The sequence below is a fragment of the Streptomyces sp. HNM0575 genome (genome assembly GCF_012726265.1).
Lineage (GTDB): Bacteria > Actinomycetota > Actinomycetes > Streptomycetales > Streptomycetaceae > Streptomyces.
This window is the reverse complement of record NZ_JAASAG010000003.1, coordinates 65,812-82,244: the sequence shown is the minus strand read 5'-3', so window position 1 is coordinate 82,244 and position 16,433 is coordinate 65,812. Positions and strand designations below refer to the sequence as shown.

18 protein-coding genes are annotated in these 16,433 nt (G+C 71.0%); 14 read left to right on the top strand and 4 right to left on the bottom strand.

From position 1 onward, the window contains the following. Positions 1–9: 9 nt before the first annotated feature. Positions 10–1,533, bottom strand: coding sequence for an aldehyde dehydrogenase (locus HCC61_RS08410; protein WP_169134684.1), 1,524 nt, complete (start codon positions 1,531–1,533; stop codon positions 10–12). A gap of 169 nt (positions 1,534–1,702) precedes the next feature. Between HCC61_RS08410 and HCC61_RS08405 the strand changes: the two genes are divergently transcribed. The 14 genes from HCC61_RS08405 (at position 1,703) to HCC61_RS08340 (ending at position 14,139) form a co-directional block, all read left to right on the top strand. Next, entirely contained in the window at positions 1,703–2,350 is a 648-nt protein-coding gene (locus HCC61_RS08405) for a GntR family transcriptional regulator (RefSeq protein ID WP_169134683.1), read from the top strand. A gap of 187 nt (positions 2,351–2,537) precedes the next feature. Next, the gene (locus HCC61_RS08400; protein WP_169134682.1) at positions 2,538–3,488 is read left to right on the top strand and encodes an FAD:protein FMN transferase; all 951 of its coding nucleotides are present in this window, start codon (positions 2,538–2,540) and stop codon (positions 3,486–3,488) included. Beyond that, positions 3,481–4,089 (top strand): flavin reductase family protein, encoded by a 609-nt coding sequence (locus tag HCC61_RS08395; protein WP_169134681.1) that lies wholly within the window; start codon positions 3,481–3,483, stop codon positions 4,087–4,089. Before HCC61_RS08400 ends, HCC61_RS08395 begins: the two co-directional genes overlap by 8 nt. Before the next feature lie 159 nt (positions 4,090–4,248). Continuing rightward, positions 4,249–5,301 carry an ABC transporter substrate-binding protein gene (locus HCC61_RS08390; protein WP_169134680.1) on the top strand — a complete coding sequence of 351 codons (1,053 nt, stop codon included), beginning with the start codon at positions 4,249–4,251 and terminating at the stop codon, positions 5,299–5,301. Positions 5,302–5,344: 43 nt separating this feature from the next. Beyond that, positions 5,345–6,217, top strand: coding sequence for an ABC transporter ATP-binding protein (locus HCC61_RS08385; RefSeq protein WP_169134679.1), 873 nt, complete (start codon positions 5,345–5,347; stop codon positions 6,215–6,217). Next, positions 6,214–7,071, top strand: a complete 858-nt coding sequence (locus HCC61_RS08380; protein ID WP_169134678.1) for an ABC transporter permease — start codon at positions 6,214–6,216, stop codon at positions 7,069–7,071. The genes HCC61_RS08385 and HCC61_RS08380 overlap by 4 nt, the downstream gene beginning before the upstream one ends. A gap of 79 nt (positions 7,072–7,150) precedes the next feature. Next, complete coding sequence (locus tag HCC61_RS08375) at positions 7,151–8,053, top strand: alpha/beta hydrolase (RefSeq protein ID WP_169134677.1); 903 nt, start codon at positions 7,151–7,153, stop codon at positions 8,051–8,053. After that, the gene (locus tag HCC61_RS31465) at positions 8,050–8,709 is read left to right on the top strand and encodes a carboxymuconolactone decarboxylase family protein (RefSeq protein ID WP_169134676.1); all 660 of its coding nucleotides are present in this window, start codon (positions 8,050–8,052) and stop codon (positions 8,707–8,709) included. The genes HCC61_RS08375 and HCC61_RS31465 overlap by 4 nt, the downstream gene beginning before the upstream one ends. Positions 8,710–8,761: 52 nt before the next feature. Next, positions 8,762–9,751 carry an SDR family oxidoreductase gene (locus HCC61_RS08365; protein ID WP_206322277.1) on the top strand — a complete coding sequence of 330 codons (990 nt, stop codon included), beginning with the start codon at positions 8,762–8,764 and terminating at the stop codon, positions 9,749–9,751. A 188-nt stretch (positions 9,752–9,939) separates the two neighbouring features. Next, the gene (locus HCC61_RS08360) at positions 9,940–10,740 is read left to right on the top strand and encodes an alpha/beta fold hydrolase (protein ID WP_169134674.1); all 801 of its coding nucleotides are present in this window, start codon (positions 9,940–9,942) and stop codon (positions 10,738–10,740) included. After that, entirely contained in the window at positions 10,737–11,948 is a 1,212-nt protein-coding gene (locus HCC61_RS08355; RefSeq protein ID WP_169134673.1) for an LLM class flavin-dependent oxidoreductase, read from the top strand. Before HCC61_RS08360 ends, HCC61_RS08355 begins: the two co-directional genes overlap by 4 nt. Before the next feature lie 73 nt (positions 11,949–12,021). Continuing rightward, positions 12,022–12,249, top strand: a complete 228-nt coding sequence (locus tag HCC61_RS08350) for a tautomerase family protein (protein ID WP_169134672.1) — start codon at positions 12,022–12,024, stop codon at positions 12,247–12,249. A gap of 88 nt (positions 12,250–12,337) precedes the next feature. Beyond that, positions 12,338–13,177, top strand: coding sequence for an SDR family NAD(P)-dependent oxidoreductase (locus tag HCC61_RS08345; protein ID WP_169134671.1), 840 nt, complete (start codon positions 12,338–12,340; stop codon positions 13,175–13,177). 203 nt (positions 13,178–13,380) lie between these two features. Then, positions 13,381–14,139: an FCD domain-containing protein gene (locus HCC61_RS08340; protein ID WP_169134670.1), complete on the top strand. Its 759-nt coding sequence runs from the start codon at positions 13,381–13,383 to the stop codon at positions 14,137–14,139. An 83-nt stretch (positions 14,140–14,222) separates the two neighbouring features. Here the strand turns inward: HCC61_RS08340 and HCC61_RS08335 are convergent, their stop codons facing one another. From HCC61_RS08335 to HCC61_RS08325, 3 genes are all read right to left on the bottom strand, one after another. Then, entirely contained in the window at positions 14,223–14,837 is a 615-nt protein-coding gene (locus HCC61_RS08335; protein ID WP_169134669.1) for a hypothetical protein, read from the bottom strand. 151 nt (positions 14,838–14,988) lie between these two features. After that, on the bottom strand, positions 14,989–15,813 hold the full coding sequence (locus HCC61_RS08330) for an arylamine N-acetyltransferase (RefSeq protein ID WP_169134668.1): 825 nt from the start codon (positions 15,811–15,813) through the stop codon (positions 14,989–14,991). Further along, complete coding sequence (locus HCC61_RS08325) at positions 15,810–16,418, bottom strand: isochorismatase family cysteine hydrolase (protein ID WP_169134667.1); 609 nt, start codon at positions 16,416–16,418, stop codon at positions 15,810–15,812. The genes HCC61_RS08330 and HCC61_RS08325 overlap by 4 nt, the downstream gene beginning before the upstream one ends. Positions 16,419–16,433 lie beyond the last annotated feature (15 nt).

Below are 16,433 nucleotides of genomic sequence, written 5' to 3'. Positions count from 1 at the left end.
ACGGACGTGTCAGGCACGGGGGTTGAAGGGGTCCTTCACTCCCTGCCCGGTGTCGACCCAGACGCTCTTCTCCTCGGTGTACTCGCGCAGCGCGTCCGCTCCGTTCTCGCGTCCGAGCCCGCTCTGCTTGAATCCGCCGAAGGGCGTCGCGTACGAGGTCTTGCGGTAGTTGTTGACCCAGACGGTGCCCGCCCGCAGCCTCCCGGCGACCCGGTGGGCGCGCTGCACGCTGCCGGTCCACACGCCCGCGGCCAGGCCGAACGGGGTGTCGTTGGCGATGCGTACGGCCTCCGCCTCGTCCCGGAAGGGGATGACGGCCGCGATGGGACCGAAGACCTCCTCCTGGGCGATGCGCATCTCGTTGGTGACGTCCGCGAAGACCGTGGGGCGGACGAACAGGCCCTCGGGCAGGCCCTCGACGGCCGCCGCGGATCCGCCGGCCGCGAGCCTCGCGCCGTCCGCGGCGGCGAGGTCGATATAGCGGAGCACCTTCTCGTACTGGGCGCGCGAGGCGATGGTCCCCATCTCGCTGCCCCCGTCGTGCGGATCGCCGACCCGGACGGCGTCGGCACGTGCGGCCAGCTCGGCGGCGACCTCGTCGTAGACGCTCTCCTGGACGAGGATGCGTGAACCGGCCATGCAGGTCTGCCCGCTGGCGCCGAAGATCCCGGCGACGAGGCCGTTCACGGCGCTGGTGAGGTCGGCGTCGTCGAAGACGATGTTCGGTGACTTGCCGCCCAGTTCGAGGGATACGCGCTTGAGCGTCGCGCCCGCCTGGGAGGCGATGGCCTGTCCCGTGGCGGTCGATCCGGTGAACGCGATCTTGTCGACGTCCGGGTGGCCCGTGAGCGCCGTGCCCGAGGGTGTGCCCAGCCCCGTGACGACGTTGAAGACGCCGGGCGGCAGCCCGCATTCGGCGGCGAGTTCGGCGAAGCGGATCGTGGAGACCGGCGTCACCTCGGAGGGCTTCGCGACGACCGTGTTGCCGGCGGCGAGCGCCGGGCCGAGCTTCCAGGCCAGCAGCAGGAGCGGCGAGTTCCACGGCGTGATCGCGCCGACCACGCCCAGTGGCTCGCGCACCGTGTAGTTGAGCATGTCCGTGACGTGCAGCGGGTTGGTGGTGCCGGTCGGCAACTGGGCCAGTCCCGCGTAGTAGTTGAAGTACTCCGGCATCAGCTCCGCCTGGCCGGCCATCTCACGCATCAGCTTGCCGTTCTCGTCGACCTGGAGCCTCGCGAGCTCCTCGGCGTGGTCGGCGACGGCCTCTCCGAAGCGGATCAGGAAGCGCGCGCGGTCGGCGGCCCGGTACTTCGGCCACTCGCCCTCCTCGAAGGCGCGGCGCGCGCTGGCGACGGCCCGGCCGACGTCGGCCTCGGAGGCGTCGGGGACCCGTGCCCAGACTTCGCCCGTGGCCGGGTTGGTCACTTCCACGAAGGCATCGGTGTCCGGCTCGGCCTGCTTGTTGTCGATGAACAGGCCGTAGCGGCGAGGCTCGGCCGGCGGGTCCGCGCCGACGGACGTGGCTGAAGACATGACCTGCCCTTCTGTGACGCGTGGAGACGGGTGCGCCCTATGCAGGCGGTGCGCTCTGCGATGGGCTCCCGGTCCCTGGACACTAGGGATCGTAATACAATTGGTCAATGGGTCGGTTGGACGGCCGGGTTCGGATACGCTTCCGCTCGTCCCGGCAGGAGGAGGTCCGGTGAAGGTCGCTCGCGTGGTGGCGCCGGTGAGGGCGCAGGTGGTCGAGGCCCTGCGGTCGGAGATCGTCGACGGCTCCCTGGCGCCCGGACAGCGGCTCGTGGAGCGGGAGTTGTGCGAGCGGCTGGACGTCGCCCGCAACACGGTGCGCGAGGCGTGCCGCCAGCTGGAGGCCGAGGGCTTCCTGGAGATCCCTCCGCACAAGGGGCCCGTCGTCGCCGTACTGACGCAGCAGCAGGCACGCGACGTGTACGAACTGCGCGAGGCCCTGGAGTGCTTCGCCGTCCGCCTGTTCGCGGAGCGCGCCTCGGACGAGGCGGTCGGACGGCTCAGGGAGCGGCTGGGCGAACTGGCGTCGGCACACCGGTCCGCCGACACCCCGTCGATGCTCCGGGCGAAAGAGGAGTTCTACGACGTGCTCTACGCGGGCGCGGGCAACGCGGCGCTCAAGGCACAGGCCGGTCTGCTCCAGGGGCGGCTGGCACGGCTGCGCTCGCTCTCCCTCTCCCGTCCCGGCCGTGCCGCGGAGAGCATCGCGGAGATCGAGGACGTGGTACGGGCCGTCGAGGCCCGCGACGCAGCCCGGGCGAGCGAGCTGTGGTGCGCGCACGTGCGCAACGCGGCGGCCTCGGCCCTCAAGTCGCCCTAGCGACTCGGCCCTCAAGTCGCCCTAGCTCACCGGCAGTTGCTCTCGGGCATCACGGGAGGCTCTGGGCCTGCACGGACCGCTCCGGGAACGCCGATTCGAAACATCGGTGACGCAGTCTTGAAAACTCGTATCATGAATGGGATGTTAAACGCCGCTCTCACGCTCACCGGAAGAGGAGCTGGTGCGGATGACTCCCCCGACGCTCCGGAAGCCCGTGCCCGCGGACTCCCGGCCGCCCCGGGCGGCGCCCCGTGATCCGAGGGACGGCGATCCGAGGGACGGCGGTCCAAGGGACGGCGTGGCCCGGTACGGCTGCACCGTCTTCGGCTGTGAGGTGACCCTCGCGTGCAACGGCCGCCCCGGCGTCCCGTTCCCTGCCGTTGAGGAGCGCCTCCGCGAACTGGACCGCCGCTTCTCCCGATTCCGTACGGACAGCGAGCTCTCGCGGCTCAACTCCGAAGCCGGACGGTGGTCCGCGGTCTCCGAGGAGATGCACCGCGTGCTGCGGGTCGCGCTGAACGCCGCCGTGGTCAGCGACGGCCTGGTCAACATCGCGGTGCTGCCGAGTCTGCTCGCCTCCGGTTACGCCAGCTCCTGGCCGCCGGCCGACGGGGAGGACTGGGGCGAACAGCCCTCGCGGCAGCGTCCCGTGCCCCCGCTCACGTCCGTGCTCGAACTGCGCCGCGGCGAAGCCCGGTTGCTCCCCGGGCACGCGGTGGACGCCGGGGCGCTGGCGAAGGGCCTGTGGGCGGACGACGTGGTCACCTGGCTCGGCCCCGACGCGGCGGCCTCGCTGGGCGGCGACGTCTCCTGCCGGGGGCCCGGCCCCACCGGAGAGGGGTGGCCCGTCTCGCTCCCCGGCGGAGACGGTCTCGTCGTCAGGGACGGCGCGGTGGCCACGAGCGGTACGGCGAAGCGCCGTTGGGGCGACGGACAGCATCACTTGATCGATCCGCGGACGGGCAGACCGTCCCGTTCCGACATCACGCAGGCGACGGTCATCGCGTCGACGGGGGCGTGCGCCGAGTGGGCCAGCACCGCGCTGGTGATCGGCGGCAGCGACGTCGTGCCGTGGCTCACCGGCCGCCCTGGAGTGTGCGGCTGGTGGCTGAGCAGGACGGAGGAACACGATGACTGACGGCGGGGCGCCCAGCATCGCGGGCGGCGACCGTGCGGTCGAGCACGGCCTCTTCCGGCATGCCTTCCGGCAGGTCGCCTCCCCCGTCGCCGTGCTGCTGGCCCGTACCGGGCAGGGCGGCACGCGCGGCATCACCTGCACCTCGGTGGTCTCCCTGTCGGGACGTCCGCCCATGCTTCTGGTCACCGTCGACGACAAGACGGGAATGACGCGGACCGTACGGGAAGCCGGCCGCTTCAGCGTCAACTTCCTCGCCGCCGACCGGGCCGCCTGGGCGCGTGCGTTCTCCACTCGGGACCAGGACCTGGGTGCGCTGGCACCCGTGATCGTCCCGGGACGCACGCCGGTACCGACCCTTGCGGCCGGGACCTCGGCCGTACTGGAATGCCGGACGGCGGACGTCCACCGTGGCGGCGACCACTGGATCCTCTGCGGGACCGTGGTGCACGCCCGGTTCCAGGCCGACGCGGAGCCGCTGCTGTACCTGGCGGGGCGCTACGGGAGATTCCAGCCCGCCCCCGCGGCGGCCGCGCCGCAGGAGCGGCACGAGCCGCACGAACCGCACGAGCCCGCCGGAGTCGAGCCGGCCCCCCAGCCGTAGAGGCACAGCCGTAAAGGCAGCCGTAAAGGCAGCCGCAAAGGCAGCCGCAAAACGCAGTAAGCGTCCGGACATCCGTCCCACCGAACGCCGCGGGAACCGCCGGCAGTTCAAGCACCCATCCCTTCGATCCACCTCCACCGGCTCGACGAAGGACATTCCATGAAAAGAGCTCTGTGGCGCTGTACAGCCCTTTCCGTCGCGGGCGCGCTGATGGCCGCCTGCGGCGGTTCAGCGGGCGGCTCCCTCGACAGATCGCAGAACAAGCCCGCCACCGTCCGTATCGGCTCGGAGAAGGTGACCGCGGACGCCGGCATCTTCCTCGCCGATCACCTCGGCTATTTCCGCAAGGCCGGGATCAAGGTGGAGTACACCCGGCTCAAGGACGCGCCCGCCATCACGAACGCGCTGGCGACCGGTCATCTGGAGGTCGCCGGCGCCTCGCTCGCCCCGGGGGTGTTCCAGGGCGTGGACAGGGGCCTGGATCTGCGCGTGGTGGGCGACAAGCAGAGCATCAGGCCCGGCGTCTCCTCCACCCGTTTCGCGGTGAAGTCCGAGTACAAGCGCTCCAGCCTCGACAAGACGCTCAAGGCGCTGCGCGGCAAGAAGATAGCCGTGCACAGCAAGCTGTCCATCCAGGTCTACATGCTGCGCAACATGCTGCGCAGGCACGGAATGTCCCTCAAGGACTTCGACATCGTGCCCATCCTCTCCCCGGACCAGATCGGAGCGCTGCGCGGCGGTTCGGCCGACGCGGCCGTGATGCTGGAGCCCTTCTTCACCCAGGGAATCGAGGCCGGGCTCGTCAAGCCCGCTTCCGACCTCACGGAGGGGACGCCCCGCGACGGGGAGGTCCTCACGGGCCTGATGTACGGAAAGCAGTTCCTCGAACACCGCGACACCGCCCAGGCCTTCATGACCGCCTATATGCAGGGAGTCCGGGCGTACAACGACGCTCTCTTCCACGGCAAGAACAAGCGCAAGGTCCTCCAGGTGATCGCAAAAGAGTCGAAGATGCCCGTCTCCCTCATCGAGAAGACCCGTCCCTGCGCGCTCGATCCCGAACAGCGGCTCGACGCGGCCTATCTGAACAAGCTCCAGAAGTTCTATGTGAAGCAGGGGACGCTCAAGAAGACGGTCGACGTGAAGAAGCTGATCGACACCTCGTTCGCGAAATCCGCCGACAAGAAGCTCGGCGAATACCGGGCCCCGTGACGAACAGCCGAGAAATCTCACGCCCGGCGTCAAGGAGGACGCAATGGAACCACCGGATGAAATCGCCGTCCGCATCCAAGGCCTGACGAAGATCTTCCTCAGCCGTAAAGGGAACGCGGTGCAGGCCCTGGACTCCGTCGACCTCGAAGTGCAGCGCGGCGAGGTGGTGGCGGTCATCGGGCCCAGCGGCTGCGGGAAGAGTTCGCTGCTGCGCATTCTCGCCGGGCTGGACGACGTCTACGACGGGCGGGTCGACCGGAACGTCGACGGAAAGGCGGGCGCGGCCGGCACCGCCCCGGGCGCGGAAGCCCACCGGGGCGGCCGGCTCACCAGCGCGACCGTCTTCCAGTCCGACTCGACTCTGCCCTGGCAGACCGTCGGGCAGAACGTCCGGCTCGGGCTGTGCAGGCTCCAGCTCGACCGCGGGGAACAGGACGCCCGGGTCGCCGAAGTCCTCGGCCTCGTCGGGCTGGAGGGGTTCACGCAGGCGTATCCGCACGAGCTGTCCGGAGGCATGCGGCAGCGGGTCGCCATCGCCAGGGCGCTGGCGACCCGGCCGCACCTGCTCCTCATGGACGAGCCGCTGGCAGCGCTGGACGCCCAGACCCGCCTGATCATGCAGCAGGAGGTCCTCAACATCTGGCAGAAGACCCGCTCGACGGTGGTGTACGTGACCCACGACATCGAGGAGGCCGTCACCGTGGCCGACCGGGTGGTCGTGCTCTCGGCCCGGCCCGGCCGGATACGGAAGGTCCGGCAGGTGCCCACGATCGGCAGGAGCGTCACCGACATGCGCCGGGAGAGCGTCTTCGGCGACCTCGTCGTCGACCTGTGGGAGTCCATCGCGGTGGAGGTCGGCACGTCACCGTCGCTCCAGCCGGCACCCGCGTCCCAGAAGGCGGAGGTGGCCCGATGACCACGGCTCCCGTGCGCAGCGCCCCCGCGCCCGCCCCGCAGAGCGACGTCGCCTCGTCGGTCGAGCGGCTGCGCCGCGACCGGGCCCGTATCAAGCACCGGCGCCAGGCGTGGGCTGTTCTCACGCCGCTTGTGCTGCTGGGCCTGTGGGAGGCGGCGACCCGGATCGGCGTGCTCGACGAGCGCTTCTTCCCGCCCCCGACTGCGATCCTGCGGGACTCGCTGAAGTTCGCGTTCGACGCGCAGATGCGGAACGAACTCCTCACCGCCCTGGGCCAGTCCGGGACGCGCCTCGCCGTGGGCTTCCTGATCGGTGCGGTGGCCGGACTCGTGGTGGGGCTCGCCGCGGGCCTGCATCCCGTGACGCGCTACGCCCTCAGCTCGGTCATCAACGGCGTCTATCCGCTGCCCAAGCTCGCGCTCTTCCCGCTGATGATCATCTTCTTCGGCGTGGGCAACGTGAGCATGATCGCGCTCATCGCGCTCGGCGTCTTCTTCATGGTGTGCATCAACACCACGTCCGGGGTGCTCTACACCAACCCCGTCTACGGGGACGTGGCCACCGCCTTCGAGATCCCGCGCCTCGTCAGGCTCCGCAGCATCACGATCCCGGCCGCCATCCCGTCCATCGTCGACGGCATACGTCTCGGCTTCGGGCAGGCCCTGATCATCCTCGTCTCCACGGAGTTCGTCTCCGGGGACGGCGGCGTCGGCTACCTCATCTGGAACTCCTGGCAGGTGCTCGACGTGCCCGTGATGTTCGTCGGCCTGGCCATCGTGGGGCTGACCGGCTGGCTGGTCTCGGCGGCGATCACGCGCCTGGGCAACCACCTAGCCCCGTGGCACGCCGAGTGAACGGCGCGTCCGCACACCGCCGTTGCCCCCGACGCTCCCCTCACCACCCCTCATCCCCGATCCGCACGAGGAAGGAACGATGACGGCACCTCAGTCGCTCACCGTCGACGCGCACGGCTACGCGACCCACTACTGGGAACTGGCCCCGGACTCCCCCGAGTCCACCGTGGTCCTGGTCCACGACGGCTCGTTCGGCTCCGACGCCTGGACCACGTGGGGAGAAGTCATTCCGCACCTGGGCCGGCGCTTCCGCGTCCTCGCCCCCGACCTGCTCGGCTTCGGCGGCACTGACAAGGTCGTCTACCTGGACCGGTCACCGTACGCCTACCGCACCGCTCATCTCGCCGCCTTCTGCGCGGCCGTTGGCGTGACCGAACCGGAGGGCGCGCACTTCGTGGGCCATTCCTTCGGCGGGTCGCTGGTGCTGCGGGCGCTCGCGTCGACGCCGGGCGCACTGGGCGCACTGCCCGCCCGCAGCGGCGTGAGCATCTCGGGAAGCGGCGGCCCGTGGCGCTCCCGGCAGGCACTCGAAGACCTCGGCCGCTTCGACGGCACCGAAGAGGACGTCAGGCGGCTGCTGTCGCTGATGATGGACGAGGACCGCCCGGGCTTCGAGGAGAACGCAAGGGCCCGCTATGCCAACACCCGCAAGCCCGGCCACGTGGAGGCCTGCCTGGCGGGACGGCTGAAGCATCCCGCGCCCCCGGCACCGTCCGGGTCCTCCGGCAAGCCCGCCGAACCGCCGTGGCCCGAGCCGCTGCGCGACTGCCCCGTACCGCTGCTGGTCGTCGGCGGCGACCGGGACACCCTGCTCGAACCCGGCTGGACGGAGCACTTCGAGGGGCTCTCACCGCGGATCTCCGTACGGCGCCTGCCCGAAGCCCGGCACGCGCCCAACGTCGAACAGCCCGAGGCGACGGCCGGGTTGGTCGCCGAGTTCATCTCCGAGGCGGACCGGGCCGGCACCCCCGCCGCACCGTGACGGGCGATCCGCCGCGGCAGGCGGCGCACGGCGGGGGGACGGCGGCCGGTCCCACGGCCGACGGCTCCACGGCGGCCAGCTCCACCGCCGGCGGCGGCGCTCCTTCCGTACGCCTCCCCCGGCTGACACCGGACGAGCTGACCCCGGAGCAGGAGGAGCTGTACCGCACCATCGTCGGCGGCCCCCGGCAGCAGCACGCGTCGTTCTTCCCCGTCGCGGACGAGGAGGGCGTGCTCAGTGGTCCCTACCGCGCGATGCTGCTCAGCCCGGGAGTCGGCGCACCACTGGAGCGGCTGGGCGTGGCCGTGCGCTATCGGTCCCGACTGCCGCTGTGGGCACGGGAGTTGGCGATCCTCACGGTCGCCGTCCACACCGACTGCCCCGTGGAGTGGCGCGCCCACGAGGAACTGGCGCGCTCCGCGGGCGTACCCGAGGAGACCATCGGCACGCTGCACACGGACACGCCCGCGCTGTCCGGGCACGCCGCCCGCGTCGTGCACGGCTTCGTCACGGGGCTGCTGCGCGAGAACCGGATCGAGGAGAGCACCTTCCGCCAGGCCGAGGCCCTGTGGTCGACGGCGGGCGCCTTCGAGCTGGTGGTCACCGCCGGCTACTACCAGATCATCGCCTTCGTCAACAACGCGTTCGAGGTCTAGACGGCCGCGGACCGCGGCCGGGACCGGACAGGAGAGGACAGGAGAGGTGAACATGGGTGTCCTGAGCGGACGTTCAGTGGTCGTCACCGGCGCCGGCCGGGGACTGGGGCGTGCCTACGCACTGCACGCCGCCGCCTCGGGCGCGGCCGTCGTCGTCAACGACGTCGACGAGGCGGCGGCCGAGAGCGTCGCCGCCCGCATCCGTGAGGACGGCGGAAGCGCGGTGAGCGCCGCCGGCTCGGTGGCGGACGCGGATGCCGCGGCCCGCATCGTCGACCGGTGCACCGCCGAATTCGGCGGCGTCGACGGGCTGGTCAACAACGCCGGGATCTTCCACCGCGCCCGGCCGTGGGAGGAGGACCTGGACAGGATCCGCTCCGTGGTCGAGGTCAACGTGCTGGGGACGGTGCACTGCGGTCTGGCCGCCGTCGCGCGCATGCGAGAGCAGGGCAGCCCCGGCTCGGTCGTCAACGTGACGTCGGGGACGCATCTGGGGCATCCGGAGACCGCCGTCTACGGCGCGACCAAGGGCGCCGTCGCATCGCTGACGTACGGCTGGGCCCTGGATCTGATGCCGCTCGGGATCCGCGTCAACGCCGTCTCCCCGCTCGCCGTCACCGACATGAAGCTCCCGCCGTACGAGGGCCACGCCGCCCCCGAGGAGGTGGCCGCCGTGGTGACCTTCCTGCTCAGCGACAAGGCGCACGGCATCACGGGCCAGGTCGTACGCCGGGCACGCCGCGGTCTCGGACTGATGAGGCACCCGGACATCGGGGAGATGGCGGAGGCGGACCGGTGGGAGGTCGAGGAGATCGACGGCGCCTTCCGGGACGCTCTCGGGCCGCTCCAACCCGTCGGATACGGCGCACACCGTGCAGCGCCGGAACCCTCCGGCGCTGCACACGCCGAGGCCTCGCACACCGGCGCCTCGCACGCCGGTGCCACCGCCCCGGAGCCGGACGCGCCCGAGCGGCAGTCCCCGAACCCGAACCGGTCCCCAACCCAGGCGCCGCAACCCGCAGTTCACGGCCCGCAGCCGTAGTCCGAAGGCTCGCAACCGCGGTCCGCGAGCCGCGGCCCGCGGCCCGAGTGCCCAACCCCTCGCACTCGCCGCTCACACCGGTCCGTCGGGGCCGGTGCGCGAGGACAGAACCATTGCCGTTAAACAGCATCATGTTTATCATGTAAGGCAGTTCGGCTGCGCCGAATCCGCCGCTGGGAAGGACGGACATGACCGACGTGACCACCACGGGCGAACGCATGCTGTTCCTGCACGACGCGGACGTCACCGACCAACCGGCGGCGGGAATCCGGCAGTTGTCGGATGCGCTCGGCCTCGATCTGGACCTGCCGCGGCACCCCGGCTTCGGCGCCCCGCTGGAGGGCGAGGCGCTGGAATGGGACTCGGTGGCCGATCTGGCACAGCACCATCTGCTGCGGCTGGACGGACACGCGGAGGCGTACGACGACGCACGTCACCTGCATCTCGCGGGAGCGGGCTTCGGCGGCTGGATCGCCCTGGAGATGGCCGTGCGTGCCCGCCACCGCTTCGCCTCGCTCACGCTCGTCGCACCGTACGGGGTGAAGCTCTTCGGGCCCACCGACAGGGAGTTCGCGGACATCCTCCTGCTCGACCCGGCGGAGACCGTCGAGTTGGGCTGGGCCGACCCGGCGGCCTGTCACGGCCTCCGCATGCCGGGCCTTCCCGCAGGGCTCGAAGACCGGGAGTACGAGGAGGCGTTCGCGGAGCGCGCCGCGCTCTCCCGGTTCGTCTGGAAGCCCTTCCTCCACGATCCGCGGCTGCGCCGCTGGCTGCACGTGCTGACGATGCCGGCGCTGGTCGTCGCCGGAAGCATGGACCGGATGGTCACCCCCGAGCACAGCCGGGCCCTGGCGGAACTCATCCCCTCGGCGCGCTACGCGGAGATCCCCGGCAGCGGGCACTACCCGTACCTCGAATCGCCCCGGGCCTTCGCCGACGTCGTGACGGCCTTCGTGTCGGAACACCTGAAGACAGGAGAAGAGCGGTGAAGTGCTTCCACTTCAGCGAGATGCCGTATCCGTACGTCCCACCGGAGGCCGAGGAGGAGCACCGCGGCCTGAAGTACTTCATACCCAGCCGCTACTACGATCCCGTGCGCGGCTACGAACTCTACCAGCGCTACCTCGACGAGTACGAACTCGCCGACGAGCTCGGCCTCGACCTGATGGTGAACGAGCACCACCAGTCGGCCTCCACGCTGCACGTCTCCGCGACCCTCAGCGCCGCGTCGGTGCTCGCCCGCACCCGCAACGGAAGGGTTCTCGTGCTGGGCACGCCGCTGCCCCACAGGGAGAGCCCCGTACGCGTGGCCGAAGAGATCGCCTATCTCGACGCGATCAGCGCGGGGCGCATCAACTGCGGCTTCGTACGCGGAGTCCAGGGCGAGACCTATCCGTCCAACCAGAACCCCGTCCACAACATGGAGATGTTCTTCGAGGCCCACGACCTCATCAAGGAGGCGTGGACAAGGGGTGATCTCTTCTCCTGGGAGGGCCGCTTCTACCACTACCGGTACGTGAGCGTCTGGCCCCGGCCCTACCAGCAGCCGCACCCGCCGATCTGGGTCAGCGGCACCACGAGGAAGCTCGTCGAGTGGACGGCCCGGCAGGGCTACACCCTGTGCAATCTGCTGGGAACCCACGAGGACACCGCCAAGTCCTTCCGGCTCTACCGGCAGACGGCGGTGGAGGCGGGCCTTCCGGAGCCCGCTCCGGAGAACTTCGCCTATCTCGCGTTCTGCCATGTCGCCCCCACCGAGGAGCAGGCGCGCGAGTCCGGCAGGAAGCTGCTGTGGTACCTCAAGCAGGGCAAGTTGCGGCTCGGAGCGGCCAATCCGCCCGGGTACTCCTCGACCGCGGCGGCCGTTGCGTCGCTGCGCGGCAAGCTCGGCGAGGTCCGCAAGTACAGCTTCGAGCGGCTCGTCGACGAGGGCATCATGCTCGTCGGCACCCCGGACACGGTGACCCGGCAGATCCAGCGGCTCTACGAGCGGACCGGCGTCGGCAACCTCATCCTCATGAACCAGGCCGGCGAGATGACCAGCAACGAAGTCCGCGACAGCCTCTGCCTGTTCGCGCGCGAGGTGCTGCCCGCCGTCGCGCCCATCGGCCGCGGCTGGCGGGACGAGGACACCTCCTGGCGCGTCGACAACGACACCCGCCCCGTCGAGACCGTCCTGGCCAGCGCCCTGTCCTGACCCGGGTCCGTCTCCCGCAACGGCACACGCACACCACACGACAGAACGACAGACAGACAAGGGAGCAGCACACATGCCGAGGATCATCGTGCAGGCGATCGAGGGCCGGTCCCTGGAGCAGAAGCGCCACCTGGTGAGCGCGATCACCACCGGGGTCGTCGACGCCCTGTCCGTGGAACCGGAGACGGTGACCGTCGTGATCGAGGAGATCTCCCGGGAGCACATCTCCAAGGCGGGAGTGCTCTACAGCGACCGTCCCGCGAAGGCCGCGGGCCCGGCCCCTGCGAACGACCGCTCCTGAGCGGCCTCTCCCTTATGACCCGCCCTATGACCCGCAACGACCGGCAGCACCCCGGGCATCCGTCCCGGACCCGGACCGGAGAGGCAGCATGAGCGAACCCGAACCCGAACCCGAGCCCGAACCCACCGACTCGCCCGCGCCGACCGCAGGTTGGGCGCCGGGACTGGTAGGCGCGGGTGCCGTGGTCTTCGGGGTCGGCCCCGGGATCGGGCTGGCGTGCGTACGCGTACTGGCCGGGCTGGGGGCCGATGTCGCCTGCGTCGACATCGATCCGGACCGTGCCGCCGAGGCGGCGGAGGCGGTCGAGGACTGCCCCGGCACGGCGACCGCGTTCACGTGCGACCTGCGCAGCGCCGAGCAGGTGCGGCGCGTCGTCGCCGAGGTGGCGGACGCGCTCGGAAGCCTCGACGCGGCCGTCAGCGTCGTGGGACACGGGGGGCCGCCCGGGCCCGTCGCCACCATGCCGGACGAGGTCTGGAGGGATGTGCTCCAGATCAACCTCGACCAGCAGTTCCTCGTCACCCGCGAAGTCCTCGGCACGATGAGCGCCCAGGGGCGCGGCAGCATCGTGCTCATCTCCTCCATCAACGCGCTCGGTTCCTCACCGCAGCGCGCCGCCTACGGTGCCGCCAAGGCCGGACTCGTCTCGCTCGCCAGGAGCCTGGCCATCGAGGCGGCTCCGCAGGGGGTCCGCGTGAACACGGTGGCTCCGGGCGCCACTCGCACTCCGCGCCGCCGGCATCTGGCGGAGGGAGAGCTGGCCGGCGTCTACCGGGCGGCGATCCCGCTGGGCAGGATCGCCGAACCGCAGGACGTCGCGCACGCCGCGGTATTCCTCGCCTCCGACCTGGCGGCGTTCATCACCGGGCAGACGCTCGTCGTGGACGGGGGCGCCACCGTCAAGTACAGCCAGCCCGCGGGCAATTGAGGCGGGGAAGGGTCCACGTGGATCCACGCGGGGTCCATGCGGATCCGCACGGGGTCCACGCGGGAAACCGTCCGCTGCCCGTACGATCCTGCTGCCGGGCTGAGCAGGCCGGCGGCGGAATGCCGGGTGATAAACTCTGCTAACTATTTTCAGGGATCTATTTTCAGGGATGTGGCCCGCCGGGCCGTGCCGAGGGGGATTTCATGCAGCAGCCCACCCCACCCCGGCGGACGCCGAAGTTCCGGCAGCGGTCGGCGAAAATGGCCGAGCTCGTGGCCAGGGAGATCGTCGAGGACATCGTCGAGAGGCAGCTCCCGGCGGGTGCGAGCCTGCCCAGCGAGGCGCCGATGCTGGAGATGTACGGCGTCGCGCGCGGGACGCTCCGTGAGGCGCTGCGCATCCTGGAGAACAACGGTCTTGTGCGGGTGCGGCCCGGCAGGGGCGGCGGACCGGTCGTCGGTGCGGCCGACCCGTACAACTTCGGCCGCACGCTGACGCTCTTCCTTCAGATGGGGCGCACCCGCTTCTGGGAGCTGGTCGAGGCACGCGTGATCATGGAGCCCATGATGGCGAGGCTGGCGGCCGAGCGGCGCGACAAGGACCGCCTGGCCGAGCTGGCGAAGGCGATGGAAGCCCACAAGGGACTGGGCACCGACGACCAGGCGGCGTATCTCTCGGTGGTGCAGGACTTCCACGGGGTCGTCGCCGGGATGTCGGGCAACGGCGTGCTGGACCTCTTCGGCCGGGCGCTGAAAGAGGTGTACACGGAGCGCGTGATCGCCGCCGAGCGTCCGCCGGCCCGCTGGGCCGAGGTCCGCCGCGAGCACGAGGCCGTGGCACAGGCCATCTTCGACGGGAACGGCGCGGACGCCGAGGAGTTGATGCGCGCGCACATGCTCGAACTCTCGGCCGGGTTCGAGCGCAACTACGCCGCACTGCACGCGGAGATCATCGGCTGGTGAACCGCGGTGCGGCGCGGCTCGGTTCGGCGGGCGCGCCGCGGGAGCGGCCCCCCGCGTCACGCCCCGCGGGAGCGGCCCCCGCGTCACGCCCCCTCGAACACCCAGAAGCGCTCGCCCCGTTCAGCCTCCAGCTCGTCCAGCTTCTCCAGGTGGATCTCCCGCACCCGTGCCGGGGTGATGGCCTCGCCGGGGTCGACCTCCTCGAACCGGAGGCTGGTCTTGTCCTCGTAGAGGTGCTCGCCGGCGAGCCGCGCCCGTTCGTCGTAGGGCCACAGGAAGACCTGCCGGCTGCTGGCGTGGTAGAGCTTCCGCTCGTCCGGGACGTCATAGCCGACGGCCTGGAGGTCCGCGCCCCGGGCCAGTTGGTGGAACGTGAGCTCGTCGGCCACGCCCCAGTCGGCGACGGCGATGCGGTCGTCGGAGTTCCAGAGCACCGTCTCGGCAACGCTGTTGTAGAAGCCGAGGACGCCCTCCTTGCCCTCGATGACCGCCGGATCGGCTCCCCAAGTGACCCGGTAGACGGGGTCGTCGACCATCATGTCCGACGCCACGATCTTGTCGAACTGGCCGGAACCCTCCAGGTGCACGTGCCGCCACCAGTTGAGCAGGATCGCCCGGTGCAGGGGCTTGGCCGTCTGCTCGAGAAGCTCGGCGGTCGGGACCATGCAGTCGTGCACCCCCTTCTCGAAACGGTTCATCGTCGCTCGCTCCTGTGTCGTCGTACGGGGACGGGGTCCACGGAATTCCGCTCTCGAATTGTGCTCGCACGGGCCGGTGCCCAGAAGCCCTTGGACCGCCCCGTCCGTACCCCGCGCCCGCCCCGCCCGTACCCCGCGCCCCTCGGTGCACTCATCCCGGCGGGAGCCGTGCCGCGAGAGCCGACAGCTCCGCCTCGGAGAGCGGGATGCCGAACAACCCGCCCAGCACACCGGGCAGTTCGCCGTCCGCGAGCTCGCGCTCGTCCTTCGAGCCGTCCGGACGGCTCGTCTCCAGCGTCCGCCCGAGCAGGCGGGTGCGCCGGTGGTCCGCGCGCTGCATGACCACCACACGGCCGAGGAACGGCGAACCGGGATGGGTCGCGGTGTAGTGGTTGGCCATCTCCACGTCCGAGGCGTGCTGGGGTTCGTCGGTGAAGCTGTGGAGCGCGGACCACTCCCCGGCCTTCCCGGTGCCCCTCTCCTGTAGCTGCCGGGTGCCGGTGCGGTCCGTGACCAGTCGGTACTCCCAGCCGTCCTGCGGATGTTCGCGGCCGTCCCACGGGACGGGCGCCGGCACCCCCGCACCGAAGCCGACGTCGGCGAGCCATTCGCCGCCGGGCGCGGTCACGTGCAGGGCCATGTGCGTACGGGGCCGTGGCCGCTCGGGACGGTGGCCGATGCGGGCGAGCAGGCGGTCGACGCCGAAGCCGAGGCGTTCCAGCGCCGCGGCGAAGAGCACCGCGTGCTCGTAGCAGTAGCCGCCGCGGCCGCGGTGGACCAGCTTCGCCTCGACGCTTTCGAGATCCACGCTCACACCGCGGCCGAGTACGAGATCGAGGTTCTCGAACGGTATCGCCGCCACGTGGGCCCGGTGCAGCCGCTCCAGAGTCGCCCCGGACGCAGGCCCGCTCTCCTCGCCGATCCGGGCGAGATAGCCCTTCAGGTCCAGGGCGTCCGTCTGCCACTCGCCGGTCATGGCGCCTCCTCGGGCCCCCCGCCGAGTACGGTCACTCCCGCCCCGGCGAGAGCGGCCACCGCTGCCTCGTCGCCGTCGGGATGCGCGTGCACGAACGCCGTCGCATCGAGGTCCAGGGTCACCCGGTAGCCCAGCCGCCGCGCGTCGAGCGCGGTCGCCGAGACGCACACGTCGGCTGCGAGACCGACCGTGACCACGTCCTCGACGCCTTCGCGCAGCAACAGCCCCGCCAGCTCGCTGAGACCGCCGCCGCCGGGCGCTCCCGGGCCCTCCGTGGCGGTGGAGGCGAGGACGAAGCCGGAGAAGCCCGCCCGTGAGCCGGGTCCCTTGTCGACGACCGTCCCCCGCGCGTCGAGTCCGGGATGGAGAGCGACGTCGTGCCGCGCCCCGGGCCCGGAGGAGCCGAACGGATCGATGTCACGGGTGAGGAAGACCGGCCAACTCCGCTCGTGCGCATGGGAGATCCAGCGGTTGACGGCCGTGAGCACCGACCGGGCGCCTTCCACACCGGCACCGCGGTACGGGGCGATGAAGCCGTTCTGCATGTCCACCACGATCAGCGCGGAAGCCGGAGAGCCGCCCGCGGCGAGGACCGTCCGTGCCATCACCGACCACCCCTA